The organism is Microbacterium meiriae (assembly GCF_040685015.1).
GTDB classification, from domain to species: Bacteria; Actinomycetota; Actinomycetes; order Actinomycetales; family Microbacteriaceae; genus Microbacterium; species Microbacterium meiriae.
In genome coordinates this window covers 1,064,222-1,079,846 of the sequence record NZ_JBFBHD010000002.1, presented here as the reverse complement: position 1 = coordinate 1,079,846, position 15,625 = coordinate 1,064,222, and the positions used below count along the sequence as shown (strand labels likewise).

15 protein-coding genes are annotated in these 15,625 nt (G+C 69.2%); 9 read left to right on the top strand and 6 right to left on the bottom strand.

What is annotated here, in order from left to right; genetic code table 11:
* From AB0N68_RS13710 to AB0N68_RS13695, 4 genes are all read left to right on the top strand, one after another.
* The coding region (locus AB0N68_RS13710) for an LGFP repeat-containing protein (RefSeq protein WP_522727274.1) at positions 1-338 on the top strand (338 nt) is incomplete at its 5' end.
* Between the two features lie 85 nt (positions 339-423).
* The gene (locus AB0N68_RS13705; protein ID WP_280566258.1) at positions 424-1,329 is read left to right on the top strand and encodes an ABC transporter permease; all 906 of its coding nucleotides are present in this window, start codon (positions 424-426) and stop codon (positions 1,327-1,329) included.
* Positions 1,326-2,063: an ABC transporter ATP-binding protein gene (locus AB0N68_RS13700; protein ID WP_280566256.1), complete on the top strand. Its 738-nt coding sequence runs from the start codon at positions 1,326-1,328 to the stop codon at positions 2,061-2,063. The genes AB0N68_RS13705 and AB0N68_RS13700 overlap by 4 nt, the downstream gene beginning before the upstream one ends.
* A complete protein-coding gene (locus tag AB0N68_RS13695) occupies positions 2,060-3,949 on the top strand; it encodes a DUF6541 family protein (protein ID WP_280566254.1) in 1,890 nt (629 codons plus the stop codon). Before AB0N68_RS13700 ends, AB0N68_RS13695 begins: the two co-directional genes overlap by 4 nt.
* On the opposite strand, the gene AB0N68_RS13690 is transcribed toward AB0N68_RS13695, so the two are convergent.
* Together AB0N68_RS13690 and AB0N68_RS13685 are read right to left on the bottom strand one after the other, a co-directional pair.
* On the bottom strand, positions 3,933-4,286 hold the full coding sequence (locus AB0N68_RS13690; RefSeq protein WP_060923404.1) for a DUF2304 domain-containing protein: 354 nt from the start codon (positions 4,284-4,286) through the stop codon (positions 3,933-3,935). The genes AB0N68_RS13695 and AB0N68_RS13690 overlap by 17 nt on opposite strands.
* Positions 4,287-4,288: 2 nt before the next feature.
* Positions 4,289-4,987: a glycosyltransferase family 2 protein gene (locus tag AB0N68_RS13685; protein WP_280566250.1), complete on the bottom strand. Its 699-nt coding sequence runs from the start codon at positions 4,985-4,987 to the stop codon at positions 4,289-4,291.
* 57 nt (positions 4,988-5,044) lie between these two features.
* On the opposite strand from AB0N68_RS13685, the gene AB0N68_RS13680 reads away from it, so the two are divergent.
* From AB0N68_RS13680 to AB0N68_RS13665, 4 genes are read left to right on the top strand one after another with little or no spacing between them, the layout of a single operon-like run.
* Positions 5,045-6,223, top strand: a complete 1,179-nt coding sequence (locus AB0N68_RS13680) for a glycosyltransferase family 4 protein (RefSeq protein ID WP_280566248.1) — start codon at positions 5,045-5,047, stop codon at positions 6,221-6,223.
* Between the two features lie 44 nt (positions 6,224-6,267).
* Complete coding sequence (locus AB0N68_RS13675; RefSeq protein ID WP_240742946.1) at positions 6,268-6,879, top strand: acyltransferase; 612 nt, start codon at positions 6,268-6,270, stop codon at positions 6,877-6,879.
* The gene (locus AB0N68_RS13670) at positions 6,876-7,973 is read left to right on the top strand and encodes a DegT/DnrJ/EryC1/StrS family aminotransferase (RefSeq protein ID WP_280566247.1); all 1,098 of its coding nucleotides are present in this window, start codon (positions 6,876-6,878) and stop codon (positions 7,971-7,973) included. Before AB0N68_RS13675 ends, AB0N68_RS13670 begins: the two co-directional genes overlap by 4 nt.
* On the top strand, positions 7,973-8,959 hold the full coding sequence (locus AB0N68_RS13665; protein ID WP_280566246.1) for a Gfo/Idh/MocA family protein: 987 nt from the start codon (positions 7,973-7,975) through the stop codon (positions 8,957-8,959). Before AB0N68_RS13670 ends, AB0N68_RS13665 begins: the two co-directional genes overlap by 1 nt.
* 52 nt (positions 8,960-9,011) lie before the next feature.
* Here AB0N68_RS13665 and AB0N68_RS13660 read toward each other — a convergent pair whose 3' ends face one another.
* The 4 genes from AB0N68_RS13660 to AB0N68_RS13645 are packed head-to-tail and all read right to left on the bottom strand — an operon-like array spanning position 9,012 to position 14,208.
* A complete protein-coding gene (locus AB0N68_RS13660; protein WP_280566244.1) occupies positions 9,012-10,142 on the bottom strand; it encodes a glycosyltransferase in 1,131 nt (376 codons plus the stop codon).
* Positions 10,139-11,248, bottom strand: a complete 1,110-nt coding sequence (locus AB0N68_RS13655) for a glycosyltransferase family protein (protein ID WP_280566226.1) — start codon at positions 11,246-11,248, stop codon at positions 10,139-10,141. Before AB0N68_RS13655 ends, AB0N68_RS13660 begins: the two co-directional genes overlap by 4 nt.
* Positions 11,249-11,260: 12 nt before the next feature.
* The gene (locus AB0N68_RS13650) at positions 11,261-12,403 is read right to left on the bottom strand and encodes a glycosyltransferase (RefSeq protein ID WP_280566223.1); all 1,143 of its coding nucleotides are present in this window, start codon (positions 12,401-12,403) and stop codon (positions 11,261-11,263) included.
* Entirely contained in the window at positions 12,400-14,208 is a 1,809-nt protein-coding gene (locus tag AB0N68_RS13645; protein WP_280566221.1) for an ABC transporter ATP-binding protein, read from the bottom strand. Before AB0N68_RS13645 ends, AB0N68_RS13650 begins: the two co-directional genes overlap by 4 nt.
* Positions 14,209-14,411: 203 nt before the next feature.
* Between AB0N68_RS13645 and AB0N68_RS13640 the strand changes: the two genes are divergently transcribed.
* Entirely contained in the window at positions 14,412-15,590 is a 1,179-nt protein-coding gene (locus AB0N68_RS13640; RefSeq protein ID WP_280566219.1) for a glycosyltransferase family protein, read from the top strand.
* Positions 15,591-15,625 lie beyond the last annotated feature (35 nt).

The following is a 15,625-nucleotide window of genomic DNA, read 5'->3' as shown; positions in this document are numbered from 1 at the left end:
GTATCGGTTCCGGCGTGTTCCTGCGCAACTACGAGGCTGCCGGCGGTCCGCAGGGGGCGGCGTGGGGCTGGCCGACGTCGACCGTGGACTGCACGCTCGCCGGTGGGGGCTGCGCGATGACGTTCCAGAAGGGCGTCGTGGGGTGGTCTTCCGCCACGGGCTCGGTGCTCGTTCCGGTCGGGCCGATCCTCTCCGAATGGACGCGGCTCGGCGGCGCTGAGAGTGCTCTGGGGTACCCCAGAGCGTCGGCGACGGTGTCCGGCACCGTCACCACGCAGCTCTTCCAGAAGGGCGAGATCTCCTATGACACCCGGACCGGCAAGGTCACCGTCAAGTAGCGCGCCGCCGTTCCTCTCAGCGTCCGTGTCATAAGATACTCAAGCCTGCGGTGCGCTCCGTCACCGCGACCGAATGAGTGGGCCCGTGACTGAAACCCGAGATCTTTTCGCCGCCGTCCCGCGTTCCGAATTCGACGTCCCCGGCACCAGCCGGGGACTGATCGACGTCGTGCGCTGGCGCTATCTTCTGAACCTGCTCGTACGCACCGGCGTCACCACGCGGTACCGAAACTCCGTGCTGGGGTGGACGTGGTCGTACGTGCGTCCGGCCGCCCAGTTCCTGGTGTTCTGGGTGGTCCTGGGACTGTTCATGAACCTGGACCGCGGCATACCCAACTACGCGATCTACCTCTTCTCGGGGATCGTCATCATCAACCTCTTCTCCGAGGCGTTCAAGAACGCCACCACGTCGATCGTGGGCAACGCACCGCTGGTCCGCAAGGTGTTCCTCCCACGGCAGCTCTTCGCGGTGTCCGCCGTCATCGTCGCCTTCGTGCACTTCCTCCCGCAGGTGGGCCTTCTGCTGATCGTGTGCCTCCTCCTCGGATGGATCACGCACGTCTCCCTCCTCTCGGTCCTCGCGATCTTCGCCGGCATGGTCATCGTGATGGTGTTCGCACTCGGCCTCGGGCTCTTCTTCGGCGCGATCAACGTCCGCTTCCGCGACGCCGAGAACATCGTCGAGCTCCTGCTGCTCCTGGCCACGTGGGCCTCACCCGTGCTGTATGCGTGGACACAGGTGCAGGATGCCGTGGTCGACAAGCTGGGATGGCCGCAGTGGCTGGTCGAGGTCTACATGCTGAATCCGATCACCCAGGGCGTGGAGCTCTTCCACTACGCCTTCTGGCGTCCGGTCACGTCGACGGCCTTCGAACTCCCGCCGGGGCTGGCCTGGAACACGCTGTGGACGTTCCTCATCGCGATCGGCACACTATTGGTCGGACAACTCGTCTTCCGGCGTCTCGAGGGAAGGTTCGCGCAGGATCTATGAGCGCACAGACGGTCACCAAGCCCAGCATCATCATCGACGGCGTGCGCAAGCGCTTCACGCTCAACCACGCGTTCTCGCTCAAGGACACCGTCGTGTCCTGGATCAAGCGCCGCAAGCTCTCGAGCGAGTTCGAGGCGCTCAAGGGGCTCGATCTCGTCATCGGCGAGGGGGAGTCCGTCGCGATCCTCGGCTTCAACGGGTCCGGCAAGTCGACCCTGCTCAAGCTCATCTCCGGCGTCATGGAGCCCGACGCCGGCCAGGTGCTCACCCGCGGCCGCGTCGCCGGTCTCATCGAGGTCGGGGCCGGGTTCCATCCGGAACTCTCCGGTCGGGAGAACGTCTTCCTCAACGCCGCGATCCTCGGTATGCGCCGACAGGAGATCGAGGAGCGCTACGACGAGATCGTCGCGTTCAGTGAGATCGAGCAGTTCATCGATCAGGAGGTCAAGCACTACTCCTCCGGGATGTTCATGCGCCTCGCCTTCTCGGTCGCTATCCACGTCGAACTCGACGTCCTGCTGGTGGACGAGATCCTGTCGGTGGGGGACGCGCCGTTCCGGGAGAAGTGCCGGCTGAAGTTCGAAGAGCTCATCGCTGCGGGCAAGACCCTCGTCGTCGTCAGCCACGACATGGAGATGGTGCGCGAACTGTGCACGCGCGGAATCGTCATCAACAAGGGTGAGGTCGCGTACGACGGCGACATCGAGGGCGCGATCGCGCTGGTGGGAGCGTGACCGCCTGGATCGAGCAGACGCCGGCCCTGCTCGTGGCCCTCGCCCTGCTCGTCGTGCCGGGCCTTCCGGTGGCGCTGTGCGTCCGCGGAGTGAGCAGCGTCGTGAGGCTCGGCCTCGCCATCGGGGTCTCGCTCGGTGTCGTCGCGGCCGCCTCGCTGGTCGCGCCGGTGCTGGGGCTGTCGTGGGGTCTGCTCCCGGTCGGTCTCGTCACCGCACCGGTGTGGATCGTCGCGGCGGTGCTGCGATTCTTCGACCGGGCCGAACCGGACGACGTCCGGACGCGCAGCCGGGGAACGTGGATCGCGATCGGCGTCGCGTTCGTGGGGTGGATGGTCATCCTGCTGGCCGGGATCGGTCGACCGGACCACCCGTCGCAGCTCTACGACGGCCTGTTCCATCTGAATGCCGTCGAGTTCATCGCGGCCACGGGCGACGCCTCTCCGCTGCACATGACGATGGCGACACCGAGCCTGGAGACCTCGTTCTACCCGACCCTCTGGCATGCGCTGGTGAGCCTCGTCGTCCCTGCCGCGGGCAGCGTGGTCGCGGCCACGAACGTGACGACGCTGGCCGTCGTCGCGCTCGTGTGGCCCGTCGCACTCGCCACGCTCACGGCTGTCGCCTTTCCCCAGCACCCGCGCGCAGCGGTGTGGGCGCCGCTCCTGGGATTCGGGATCAGCGTCTTCCCCCTGGGATTCCTCAACTGGGGAGTGCTGTATCCCAACCTGCTCGGGACGGCCCTGATCCCGGTTCTCCTCGGCGCCGTGCTCCTCGCCTTCGCACCCGCTGCCGGCTGGACGCGCCGCACCCTCCGCATCCTCATCGTGCTGGCGATCGTGGGCAGCACCGGACTCGCACACCCGTCCGCGCTGCTGGGTGCCGTGGCCCTTCTGGTGCCCTACCTGCTCTGGAGGGCATGGCGGCTCGCGGTCGCCGGTGGGCGGCGGACGCGCGTGCTGCTCGGCGCCGCTGTGGTGATCGGCCTGATCGCGTTGGCCGTGGTCTGGCTCGAGGCGAACGTGACGACCCACGAGTGGTTGCCGCGGCTCACGATCTCGCAGGCGCTCGGCGAGGTCGCGTTCCTCAACCCGGTGAACCGCAGCACCGGACTGTTGCTCGGGCCCCTCGCCGCGCTCGGCATCTGGCGCATCGTGAAAGAGCGGACGTGGTGGGTCCTGTGGTCCTATGCGGTGAGCGTCGGTCTGTACCTCGTCGCGTCCTGGCTTCCCGTCCTGTGGCTGCGCAGCGCCGTCGTCGGCCTCTGGTACGACGACACCACGCGCGTGGCGGCGTTGCTCGCGATGTGGGGGATCCCGTTCGCGGCGATCGGCGCCACCGTCGTGGGGGATTGGCTCACCGGCCTCTGGCGTGCGCGCCGACGGGCTCTGGCGCTCGCGATCATGGCGGTCGTCGCCCTGGCCGCCGCCACCCACCTGCTGGCGCTGCGCAACGACCTGGGATACATGCGCGACGTGAGCTTCCGTTTCGACGCGCAGTCCCAGGGGCTCTCACCCGACGAGGCCCAGCTGTTCGAGCGTGCCGCGGAAGAGCTTCCGGAGGGCAGCCTGGTGATCGGCGACCCGCTGACCGGGGCCGGACTGCTGTTCGCGTACACCGGTGACGACGTGGTCTTCCCGCACGTGACGGGTCGGTATGGCAGGGACGCCGCGGTGCTCGCGCGGTACTTCGTCGACGGCGGTCCTGAGGTGTGCGATGCCGCGGAGCGGCTGGGCGTGACCCACGCGGTGGACTTCGGCGACACCGTCCTGTACCAGAACCACTACACGACGTACGACGGTCTCCACGACCTCGACGATTCGCCGATCCTCACCGAGGTGGATCGAGTGGGGGACGCGGTCCTCTACGAGATCACGGGTTGCGACTAGCGTCCTTCTCGATCTCGGCGGCCTCCAGGAGTGCGATCTTCCGCGCGAGGAGCGTGAGCTGACGCTGCAGGGCGATGTTGCGCCGGTACTGCGAGTACACGAACGCCAGGAACATGACGATCAAGCCGTAGAGGACGAGATCGGTGCCTCGACCCACGCCCACGAGGCCGGCCAGCCAGCTCAGCCACTGGGGGAAGAGCACGGACAGGACGGCGACGACGACGAACAGGCCCATGAGAAGCCGCCGGATCGCCAGGTGGCTGTCGGCGCCGGTACGACGCATCATGAAGACGGCGAGGACGATGATCGCCGCGATGAGCAGGAACTGGATCCACATGATCAGCGCACCACCAGGTCGACGAGGATGTTCACGGAGTTGAGCACGCTCTGGCCCTTCGCCTTCGAGTAGTCGGTGTAGAGCAGTTCCACGGGGTACTCCTTCCACGGCAGACCGGTACGGCCGAGTTCGAGGACGATCTCCGTCGCGTGGGCCATCCGGTCCTGCCGCAGATCGATGTGCTCCGCCGCGTCACGGCGGATGACGCGGAGGCCGTTGTGGGCGTCCGTGAGCTTCAGGCTCGTGGTGAGGTTCGTCACCCAGACCGCCGTCTTGAGGATGACCTTCTTCATCCACCCCGGATTGGTCCGGTCGTCGAGGAAGCGGGAGCCGAAGACGATCGCGACGTCCTCGTCCCTGGCGAGCTCGAGCATCCCGAGCGCGTCCTCCACACGATGCTGGCCGTCAGCGTCGAACGTCACGATGTAGTCGCACTCGGTGTGCGCCAGAGCGAAGTCGATGCCCGTCTGGAGAGCCGCCCCCTGGCCGAGATTGACCGGGTGCTGCACGAGGTGAGCCCCTGCAGCGGCAGCCTCCGCCGCCGAGCCGTCGCTGGAGCCGTCGTCGACGCAGACGATGTGGGCGAAGTGAGGCTTGAGACTCTCGATCACGCCGCCGATGACGGTCGCTTCGTTGTAGAGGGGGATGACGACCCAGGCGCGGGGATCGGCGGGGGAAGGCGCGGGGACGCTCGAGGACATGGTTCTATTGTGTCAGGTGTCGATTCGGGCGCCGGTCCACCGAGCAGCAGGGGCAGGATGTCGAGGAGACGACGCGCCGTCATCGCGACACGGCTGTACACGCCGGAGGTGACCGCCGCCAGCTTCCGGATGGAGGCGCTCGCCCATGCCCTGGCCGCCGATTCCGATGTCACCGTGCTGAGCACGAAGCCCCCGCGCGACACCGTCGTCGCCGACGCGCCCGGGGTGGTCGTGCGTCGTGCGCCGGTGCTGCGAGACCGCAGCGGGGCCATCCGCGGGTACGTCCCGTACCTGTCCTTCGACGTCCCCCTCTTCTTCCGGCTGCTCGTCCGCCGCAGCGACGTGGTGGTCGCCGAGGCGCCGCCGACCACCGGGTTCGCGGCGGCGATCGCCGCCTTCCTCACCCGTCGCCCGCTGGTCTACTATCCCGGCGACGTGTGGACGGATGCGGTCGCGTCGATGGACGCCCCCGGTCCGGTGGTGGCGGTCATGCGGTTCGTCGAGCGCTTCGTCCTGCGCCGCGCGACGCGCTCGCTGGCCGTCTCGGACGAGGTCGCCGAGCGGCTCGCCGCGATCGGCGGGCGACCGGAGCGCGTCGTGACGGTCGGCAACGGGATCGATACCACGGTGTTCCGTCCGGACGTCGTGCCGCACGAGGCGGAGCGGCCCTACTTCGTCTACACCGGCACGATGTCGGAGTGGCAGCAGCCTGACGTCTTCATCCGTGCGCTCGCTCTGCTTCCGGACGAGGACATCGAGCTCCGCTTCTTCGGTCAGGGAGCGGTGGAGGAGGAGCTGAAGGAGCTCGCCGCGCAGCTCGTGCCCGGCCGGGTGCACTTCGGGGGACTGGTCGGGCCCGCGACCTCGGCTTCCTGGATCCGGGGGGCGGTCGGCGCGCTGGTGAGCATCGTCCCCGGCATCGGCTACGACTTCGCCCGACCGACCAAGACCTACGCGGCGGCAGCGGTCGGGACCCCGGTGCTCTTCACCGGCGCGGAGACGGGCGGCGAGGTCGTGCGTGCGGGCGGACTCGGCGAAGCCGTCGGATTCGACCCGGAGGAGGTGGCCGCGGCCATGCGGCGGTTGCTCGAGGAGTGGGCCTCGGGCGAGACCGAGGGCGCGAGGGCGGGTCGTGCCGCATGGGCGGTCGACAACGCCTCGCTCGCCACCGTCGGTGCCCGCGCCGCAGACGTCGTTCGCGGCGCGCGTCGAGGTTCGCGGAGCAACGCCAAGTAGAATCTCGTCAGTGCTGCCTCATCGCGCAGCGTGCAAGGAGCCCCGTGACTGAAACCTCCCGCGTGCGGATCGTCGATTCCGCCGATGTGTCCGCCGACGCCGTCATCGGCGACGGATCCTCCATCTGGCACCTCGCCCAGGTCCGCGAGCAGGCCCGCCTCGGCGAGAACTGCATCGTCGGACGCGGCGCGTACATCGGTACCGGTGTGGAGATGGGCGACAACTGCAAGGTGCAGAACTACGCCCTGGTCTACGAGCCCGCCAAACTCGGCGACGGCGTCTTCATCGGGCCCGCCGTCGTGCTCACCAACGACACCTACCCCCGCGCGATCAACGCCGACGGGAGCCTCAAGAGCGCCCACGACTGGGAGCCGGTCGGGGTCACGATCGAGCGCGGCGCGTCGATCGGCGCCCGCGCGACCTGTGTCGCCCCGGTGACGATCGGCGCCTGGGCGACGGTCGCGGCCGGCGCCGTGGTCGTCAAGGACGTCCCGGCGCACGCCCTCGTCGCCGGCGTCCCCGCCCGGCGCATCGGCTGGGTCGGCGAGGCGGGCGTCCCGCTCACCCGTGGCGACGACGAGAACACCTGGGTGTGCCCCGCGACCGGGGCACGCTTCATCGAGACCGACGGAACACTGACCAAGGAGACCGTGTGAGCGAGTTCATTCCCCCCGCCAAGCCCCTCATCGGCGACGAAGAGCGCGAAGCCGTCGACCGCGTCCTGCGCAGCGGCATGGTCGCGCAGGGGCCCGAGGTCGCCGCCTTCGAGCAGGAGTTCTCCGCGCACTTCGTGCCCGGTCGCCCGTCCGTGGCGGTCAACTCCGGTACCGCGGGTCTACACCTCGGTCTGCTCGCCGCCGGAGTCGGCCCCGGCGACGAGGTCATCGTGCCGTCCTTCACCTTCGCCGCGACCGGCAACTCGGTGGCGCTCACCGGGGGCACCCCGGTCTTCGTCGACATCGAGCCGGACACGTTCTCCCTGGACCCCGAGGCCGTCGCCGCCGCGATCACGCCGAAGACCAAGGGCATCCTCCCCGTGCACCTCTACGGGCACCCGGCCCGGATGCGCGAGCTCGAGGCCCTGGCAGCCGAACGCGGCGTCGCCCTGTACGAGGACGCGGCCCAGGCGCACGGCGCGTCGCTGGACGGCCGTCCCGTCGGCTCGTTCGGCGAGTTCGCCATGTTCAGCCTCTACCCGACGAAGAACATGACCAGCGGCGAGGGCGGCATGGTGACCACGGCGACCGAGGAGATCGCCCGTCAGGTCAAGCTGTTGCGCAACCAGGGCATGGAGCGGCAGTACGAGAACGAGATCGTTGGCTTCAACGCCCGCATGACCGACATCCACGCCGCGATCGGTCGTGTGCAGCTGACCAAGGTGGACGGCTGGACGAAGACCCGTCAGCAGAACGCCGCCTTCCTCGACGCGAACCTGCAGGGCGTCGTCGTCCCGCCGGTCGCCGACGGCGCCGTGCACGTGTACCACCAGTACACGATCCGCGTCCCCGAGGATCGGGACGGCTTCGTCGCCGCCCTGAAGAACGAGTACAACGTCGGCGCCGGCGTGTACTACCCGATCCCGAACCACCGCCTCCCGTCGCTGACGCACTTCGCGCCCGGTCTCGACTTGCCGGAGACGGAGCGCGCCGCGCGCGAGGTCGCCTCGCTGCCCGTGCACCCGTCGCTCAGCCAGGGCGACCTCGAGCGCATCGTCGCCGCCGTGAACGCCGTCGCGAAGGCGGGTGCCTGATGGCAGACCTGCGCGCCGGTCTCCTCGGCGTCGGGATGATGGGTCGCCACCACGCCCGCGTGCTGCGCGAGCTGGACGGTGTCGAGCTCGTCGCGATCGCCGACCCGGGCGGCGACCCGCACGGCGTCGCGGGCGACCTGGAGATCCTGCCCGACATCGACGCGCTCATCGACACCGGCATCGACCTGGCCGTCGTCGCCGTGCCCACGCGGTTCCATGAGGATGCGGCGCTCAAGCTCGCCGCCGCGGGAGTCCACACCCTCGTCGAGAAGCCGATCGCGCACACGGTGGACGCCGGCCGGCGCATGGTCGACGCCTTCGCCGCGGCGGGTCTGGTCGGAGCGGTCGGGCACATCGAGCGCTTCAACCCGGCCGTGCAGGAGCTGCGCCGCCGGATCGAGGCGGGGGAGCTCGGCGCCGTGTATCAGGTGGTCACACGCCGGCAGGGCCCCTTCCCGTCGCGGATCGCGGACGTCGGGGTGGCGAAGGACCTCGCCTCCCATGACGTCGACCTCACGGCCTGGGTCGTGCAGAGCGACTACGAGCGGGTGTTCGCGCAGACCGCCTTCAAGAGCGGCCGCGAGCACGAGGACATGATCACCATCACGGGCCGCACCGCCAACGGCGTGATCGTGAACAACATCGTCAACTGGCTGAGCCCGATGAAGGAGCGCGTCACCGTGGTCACGGGGGAGAAGGGCGCGTTCGTCGCCGACACCTCCACCGGCGACCTCACCTTCTACGCCAACGGCACGATCCCCCTCGAATGGGAGTCCGTGTCCTCCTTCCGCGGGGTCTCCGAAGGAGACGTCACGCGCTACGCGTTCGCCAAGCGCGAGCCGCTGCGCGTCGAGCATGAGGCCTTCCGCGATGCCGTGCTCGGGCAGCAGACCGACGTCGTCACCATGGAGCAGGGACTGCGGACGCTGGCCGTGGTCGAGGCCGCCCTCGAGTCATCGCGGACCGCCGAGTCCCGGACCCTCTGACAGCCGGAGGGGTCGGCACGCGCGGGTAGCAGGCCGGCCCTGGACGGACCTCTCACCGCTGCGCTGCCGACCGCTCGGCGAGAGCGCGCGCGTAGACGTCCCGGTAGGCGTCCCGCCGTGCCCCGGGGGAGAATCGCCGTGCCGCGTCCGCAGCGATACGCGTCCGGCTCCACCGGTCGGGATCATCGCGGAGGTCGACGATCGCGTCGGCGACGGCGTGGGGACTGCGGGGCCTTACCAGGCGAGAGGCTTCGCGCGGGAGGAACTCCTCGTGTCCTCCGGTTCCGGTGGCCACGACCGGCAAGCCATGGGCCAGGGCCTCGGCGATGGCCACGCCGAACGTCTCGGTCTCGACCGGCAGGACGAAGATGTCTGCGGCGAGCAGCTCCGAGGACAGCCCGGCGGGAGAAAGCTGACCGGCGAGGCGAACGTGCCCCCCGACCCCCTCCTCCGCGGCGATCGCGCGCACGTCTGCCTCGAGAGGGCCGCTTCCCACCCACACCAGCTCGGCATCGATCCCCCGTGCCCTCAGCAGCGCCAGGGCTCTGATGGCGATGTCCGGTCCCTTCCGGGCGACGAGTCCGCCCACGGCGATCAGTCGCATCCGGGCGGGGATCGCGCGGTCGGTCACAGCATCGACGGGGGTCATGACCTCGTTCCCGATGACGGTCGACGGGCGACGACGGTGCTGGTCGATCACCCGCCCGAGCGCGGCGCTGACGGCGACCGTCTCAGTCGGTCGAGCGAAGAGCGTCTTCAGCAGGCGGAGAGATACGGCGCTGCGGACGGAGGCGGGTGGTGTGACGAGCGCGGAATAGTGCTCGGTGTGGATCCACGGTTGCCTGACGTGTACGAAGCGAGCGGGGATCAAGGCGGGCAACGCCATCGTGTGCAGCACGTCGTGGGTGTGCAGCAAGGCCTTCAGCGCACGCACCGCCCCGGGGAACGTCGCCGGCTGCGCGAAGGAGAAGGGCACGCGCACGATCCGCATGCTGTCGGCCTCATCGACCGGCGATCCCGCCTGGGCCGGCGGACACAGGTGCAGCACCGTCACATCCTGCTCCCGGCGTAGCAGCTCCACGTCGCGAAGGTTGAAGATCCCCACGCCCTCGGCACCGGGAGTGGGGAACCAGGGGGTGACGACGAGGACGCGCCGGCGGCGACCGAGGTCCGCGACGCTCACGAGACGGCGGCCTCGACGCCGGCGAGGTCGGCAGCGACGGTGCGTGCGCGCGCCGCCCAGGTGTGCTCGTGTCGCACCTCCCGCGCGCGCGCTGTGGCGGCGCGGAGTGCGTCGGGCGATGCGGACAACTCGTCGAGCAGAGCGGTGAGCGCGCCGGCCGTGTACGGGATCGCCCACCCGATGCCGTTCTCCTCGACGAAGTCACCTGCCAGTGTCCCGGCGGTCGCGACGATGGGCTTGCCGTGCCCGAGGTACTCGTACAGCTTCAGCGGGGCCGCGAACTCGCGGTACTCGATCGGCTCCATCAGCAGCGAGCCGATGTGCGCGTCCGCGTACAGCGGCTCCAGCTCGGCGCCCGACCGGTGCACCACGCGGGTTCGCGGCCCCAGCACATCCGAGTACCGATGCTCGTTGGCCGCCCACTCCGCCTCGCGCGTGCAGATCGTCATGGTGGCCTCTGCGCTGGCCTCGACGCCTCGAACGGTCTGCTCCATCCGGTAATAGTCGTTCGTCCCGCCGACGTAGAACAGTCCGAGCCCGGTGGTGGGGGCGACGCTGTCGATGGCCTCCGAAGCCGGCGGGAGGGACGCCGCCTGGGGACGATTGGCGGTCGGCAGGTACTCGGCCATGCGCATCGAGGGCAGGTAGATGCGGTCGACCGCTGAGCGGTAACCGCGCAGGTCTGCCCGGTACCGCCAGCGCAGGACGGACGCATACGGCTGACCGACGCGCTTCGCGTACTCCTCGAACTGCCAGTAGATGTCCCGGTAGAACAGCCCGACCGGGATGCCCGCGCGGCGGCACGCACGGAGGAATGCGATGTCGCGTGTCAGGCTGGTCGCGGGGGTCACCGGTTCGCCGAGACCGGTGGGCGTGGTCGCGGCCTCGGAGTAGACGAAATCGAAACGTCGTCCGTCGCGGATCGCGGTGCGCAGCTCCCGCATCCGGTCGCGGCGCTCGGCGTGCGTGCCTGAGACCTCGTGGACGTCGTACCCGATCTCCTCGAACGCGCGGCGCAAGCGCACGGGACGGATGCCACTGGCGCTCACCGCGTCCGGGTTCAGCCGGAACGGCACATGGAAGATCATCGCGGGGCGTGCGGTCACTGTCTCGGTCCTTCAGTCCTGCGGGACGATCGCCTGGATCGCCCGGTGCCAGATGTCGTTCTGCGGCTCGGCGGAGAGCTCGGCTGCGGACGCGTGCGACCGCGTCTTGAAGCCCTCGACCTGCTCGGGGGTGAGCGCATCGAGCGCGGCGGTCAAGGACGCCGGTTCGAAGTCTGCGGTCACGATCCCCAGGTCGTGTTCTCGGAGGATCTCGACCATCGACGGCGTCGGGCCGATGACCAGCGCGAGCCGCGCCTGCACGTAGTCGAAGAACTTGTTCGGCAGTGCGAGCTCGTTGTTGGTGTTCGTCGGCGGCAGCACGTGGATGCCGACGTCGTAGTCGTTGAGCGTCTCGATGAGCTCCGCGGACGGCACGGGGGGAAGGATCCGGATCCTGTCGCCCAGCTCGTCGGCGAGGGCCGTGAGGCTCCGGTAGTAGTCGGTGCCCTGCCCGACCAGGTAGAGATCCAGTGTCGCGCCGGAGGTCGACTGCGCCACGGCCCTCATCATGTTCTCGATCCGGCGACTCGGCTGGCTCCCGCCGGAATGGACGAGGCGCAGCGGACGGGACACCGGCGTCGGCGTGAGGTCGTGCAGCCTGGTGGCGTTGAGGACGACGCCGCCGTCGATGCCGAATTCGTCGCGGTAGCGATCGGCGATCGTGCGGCTCACCGTGGTGGCGGACGGGATCCGAGCCGCCCAGCGCTGGAGCTGCCAGCGGTAGTAGGGCTGACGCAGCTTCCGCCAGGCGGCGCTGTTGTCGTGAAGCCCGAGCCAGTATTCGTGGAGATCCAGGTGGATCTGCTCCGGGGCAGCCAGGGCGAGTGCGAGACCGACGGTGTCGAGGTCGTTGGCGAGCACGGCGTCGAACGACTGCCGACGAAGGAAGCGTCGCGCGCGGCGGACCGCCGGCGTGCTCCAATAGGCGCTGCGGTAGAGGTGGGCACGGATGAGCAGAGCGCGCAGCAGCACCGCCCACCGCGGCTCGGCCTCGGCGAGCTCGACGTGGGCGACGCTGGAAGCGGGGGCGGGCCCGTAGCCGCAGGTCACGACGTCGGCGGTCTCGGACAGACGCGCGATCTGCTTCAGTACTCGTGCATCCGACGCCACCTTCGACAGCGACAGGACGAGGACGCGGGGGCGGCCGGCGGTCATGCGCTCCCTCCGCCCGCGAGTCCGGCGAGCCGAGCCTGCACCTCGAAGTCGGCCACCGACGCGACCACCTCGTCGAAGGTCCCGACGCCGCCGACGACGCCGTTCTCGAGGTACAGCACCTGGTCGTAATCACGGATCGTGGCCAGGCGGTGGGCGATCGTCATGAACGTCACCTCTCCCTGGAGGGCCCGCATGGCTTCCATGACCCGTCCCTCCGTGGCCGTGTCGAGCGCGCTCGTGGCCTCGTCCAGAACGAGGACGAGCGGATCGGCGTAGAGCGCCCGTGCGATTCCCAGGCGCTGCTGCTGTCCTCCCGAGATCGCGAGCCCGCGCTCGCCGATACGGGCGTGGATGCCGCCTGGGCGGGAGAGCAGCTCGTCGAGCTGCGCCTGTTCGAGCACCTTCCGCACCTGATCCTCGTCGAAATCGTCCGTCCAGGTGAGGGCGACGTTCTGGGCGATGGAGGCGTCGAAGAGGGCGACCTTCTGAGGGACGTAGCCCACGCGAGAGCGCCACTGCGTCAGGACGTCATCGAGCGGCACGTCGTCTATCGAGATCAGCCCGCCGGTGGGTCGACTCAATCCGAGCGTGATGTCGATGAGCGTCGACTTCCCGGCGCCGGACGGCCCGACCACCGCGAAGCGGGATCCGAACGGCACGGTCAGCGAGACGTCCTGCAGGACGGCGCGCTCGGAGCCGGGGTACCGGAAGGTCACGTCGCGCAGCCGGAGCTCGCGCGGGTCGTCCGGCAGCGGGACCTCCACGCGCGCGACGGACCGCGCCGCCGGCGAGGACTGCGCCTCCTCGTCGGCGACGCGCGACAGCTCGCGGATCACGTCCTTGGCGTAGACCTCATTCGCGGATGCCGCGTTGAAACTCGTCTGGATGCCGTTCATGGCGGGGATCATACGGAATCCCGTCGCGGCGAAGAGGGAGATCGAGACCACTGCCGCGTCGATGCCTCCGAGCAGGAAGCTGGTGCCGCCGATCAGGAGGAAACCGCCGATCAGCGCTGCCTCGAACGAGTACTTCGGCACGATCCCGAGGAAGGAGATGTTGGCGCGCGCGGTCGTCGCGCGGCGACGGAGGCGCGTGACCTCGGCGCCCACCTCGTCGAGCTTGCCGCGGAGGGTGACCTCCTTGAGCGCCTCCATCATCTCGGTCATCACCGTCGCCACCCGATAGCCGTACTTCCGGTTGTGCTGACCGGCGAGGCGAGTGCGGGCGGTGACGACCTTGAGCATCACCAGCGAGATCAGCGACAGGTACACCACGGCTATCAACGCGGTGAGCGGCTGCGACAGCACCAGAACGCCCAGGACGGAGACGAAGGTCAGCGCGTTCCCGGGGACCTGGGAGAGGGGGAGGATGAATCCGAGGTTGGTGTTGGCCATCGAGCCGTCGACGATCCGCGTGATCTCCGCCGTGCTGAGAGAGGACCGATCCTGCCAGCTGCGCCGCGTGAAGGCGCGGAACAGACGGTTTCCTACCTCCAGTTCGTACCGTGCGAAGCGCCGGGTGGCGAACCAGTGCAGGATCACGGCGAGCACGCCCTTGAGGATGAAGAGGGCGCAGACGACGACGACGACCCAGACGGTCGCCGCTTCCGGGATCTCACCGATCAGTGGCAGGACGATGGGCTTGCCGCTGGCCAGCGGCGTCACGGACAGGACGATCAGCCCGAGCGCGAGGGTGTCCAGGATCGCCAATGCCGCGGTGAAGATCGAGTACCAGGTGTAGAAGGGCTTCGCCCCTCGCGGCAGCACTCCGAAAAGCGCGACCAGTGTGTGCCACAGGCTCTTCACCCGGCGTCCTCCAATGCTGATCCCGCCGGGTGATCGTGTGGCCGGCGGCGAACGGCGCCGCACCCGAGTGGCGGCGCCTCCGTCCCGGCGCATCTCGTGCTCCGGGGTTCACGGCCTCTTCCAGGCCTCTGTCAGAATAGCCGTATGCCTTTCGTTTCGACTGTGAGCCGCGTGCGCGCCGAAGGTGCCGCGGGAGCGACCCGGTGACGGCCGATCCGCGTCATCGCCGCGCGCTGCTGCTGTCCTACTCCGACATCGAGACCGATCCGCGAGTTCGTCGTCAGGTCGATTGGCTGATCTCGGACGGATGGGAGGTCGAGACGCTCGGCCTCGGCGGGCATCCGTCGCCCCAGGTCGTCGAACACCACGTGCTCGGGCCCGCGCCGCGCTGGACCACCACGCGATGGGGGACACTTGTCGCGCAGTTCCTGTTGACCGCGCCGGCACGATTCCGCGTGACGGTGACCAGCCGCATCCCTGAGGCGCTCCGCGCGCGGGTGCGGAGCGGGCGCTACGGACTCATCGTCTTCAACGAGTACGAGTTCACTCCCTGGGTGGACGACCGCCGCGATTTCACGCCCGAGGCTCTCGCCGGAAGACTGCATCTGGATCTGCACGAGTACCGGCGGACGGATCGTCGCCGCGACACGATCGGCGGGCGGCTCACGGCCGGGCACTACCGCTGGGTGCGCCGGCACATCGGAGCTGTGGCGTTCACCAGCCGGACCGTCGTGTGCGCGCCCATCGGAGAGCTCTACGCCGAGGAGTTCGGCTTCCCCGCGCCGGCGGTGGTGCAGAACGCGCCGCCTTTCGTCGCGCAGGAGCCGTCTCCGGTGGACGAGGGCGAGATCCGCATGCTCTTCCACGGCATGCCCAGCATGCACCGAGGGTTCACCGAGATCCTCGACGCGATGCGCACGCTCCCGCCCCGCTTCTCGATGACGTTCATGATCATGCCCAACGCCTTCATGCACGGCTGGCTGCGCGATCAGATCGCCGCGCATCCGGCCAGGGACCGCCTCCACATCGTGCCGCCGGCTCCGATGCGGGAGATCGCCGAGCGGGTCAACGAATACGACATGGAGATCATCTTCTATCGCCCTCGGGAGAAGAACCTCGAGTTCGCGCTGCCGAACAAGTTCTTCGAGTCCATCCAGGGCCGCCTCGCGATCGTCGTCGCAGACGGGCGGACGATGGCGCCCATCGTCCAGGAGTGGCAGAACGGGGTGGTGGTGACCAGCGGGTACGAGGGCGACGATCTGGCCTCCGCGCTGCAGGGTCTCACCGCGGCGGACGTCGAGCAGATGAAGCGCGGTTCGCATGCCGCCGCCGAGCGGCTGAACGCCGCCGCCGAAGGACGCAGCTTCCTCGAGGCGCTCTAGTCGATGCCCGGAGCCCCGGCGTGCGGGCGGGGGAG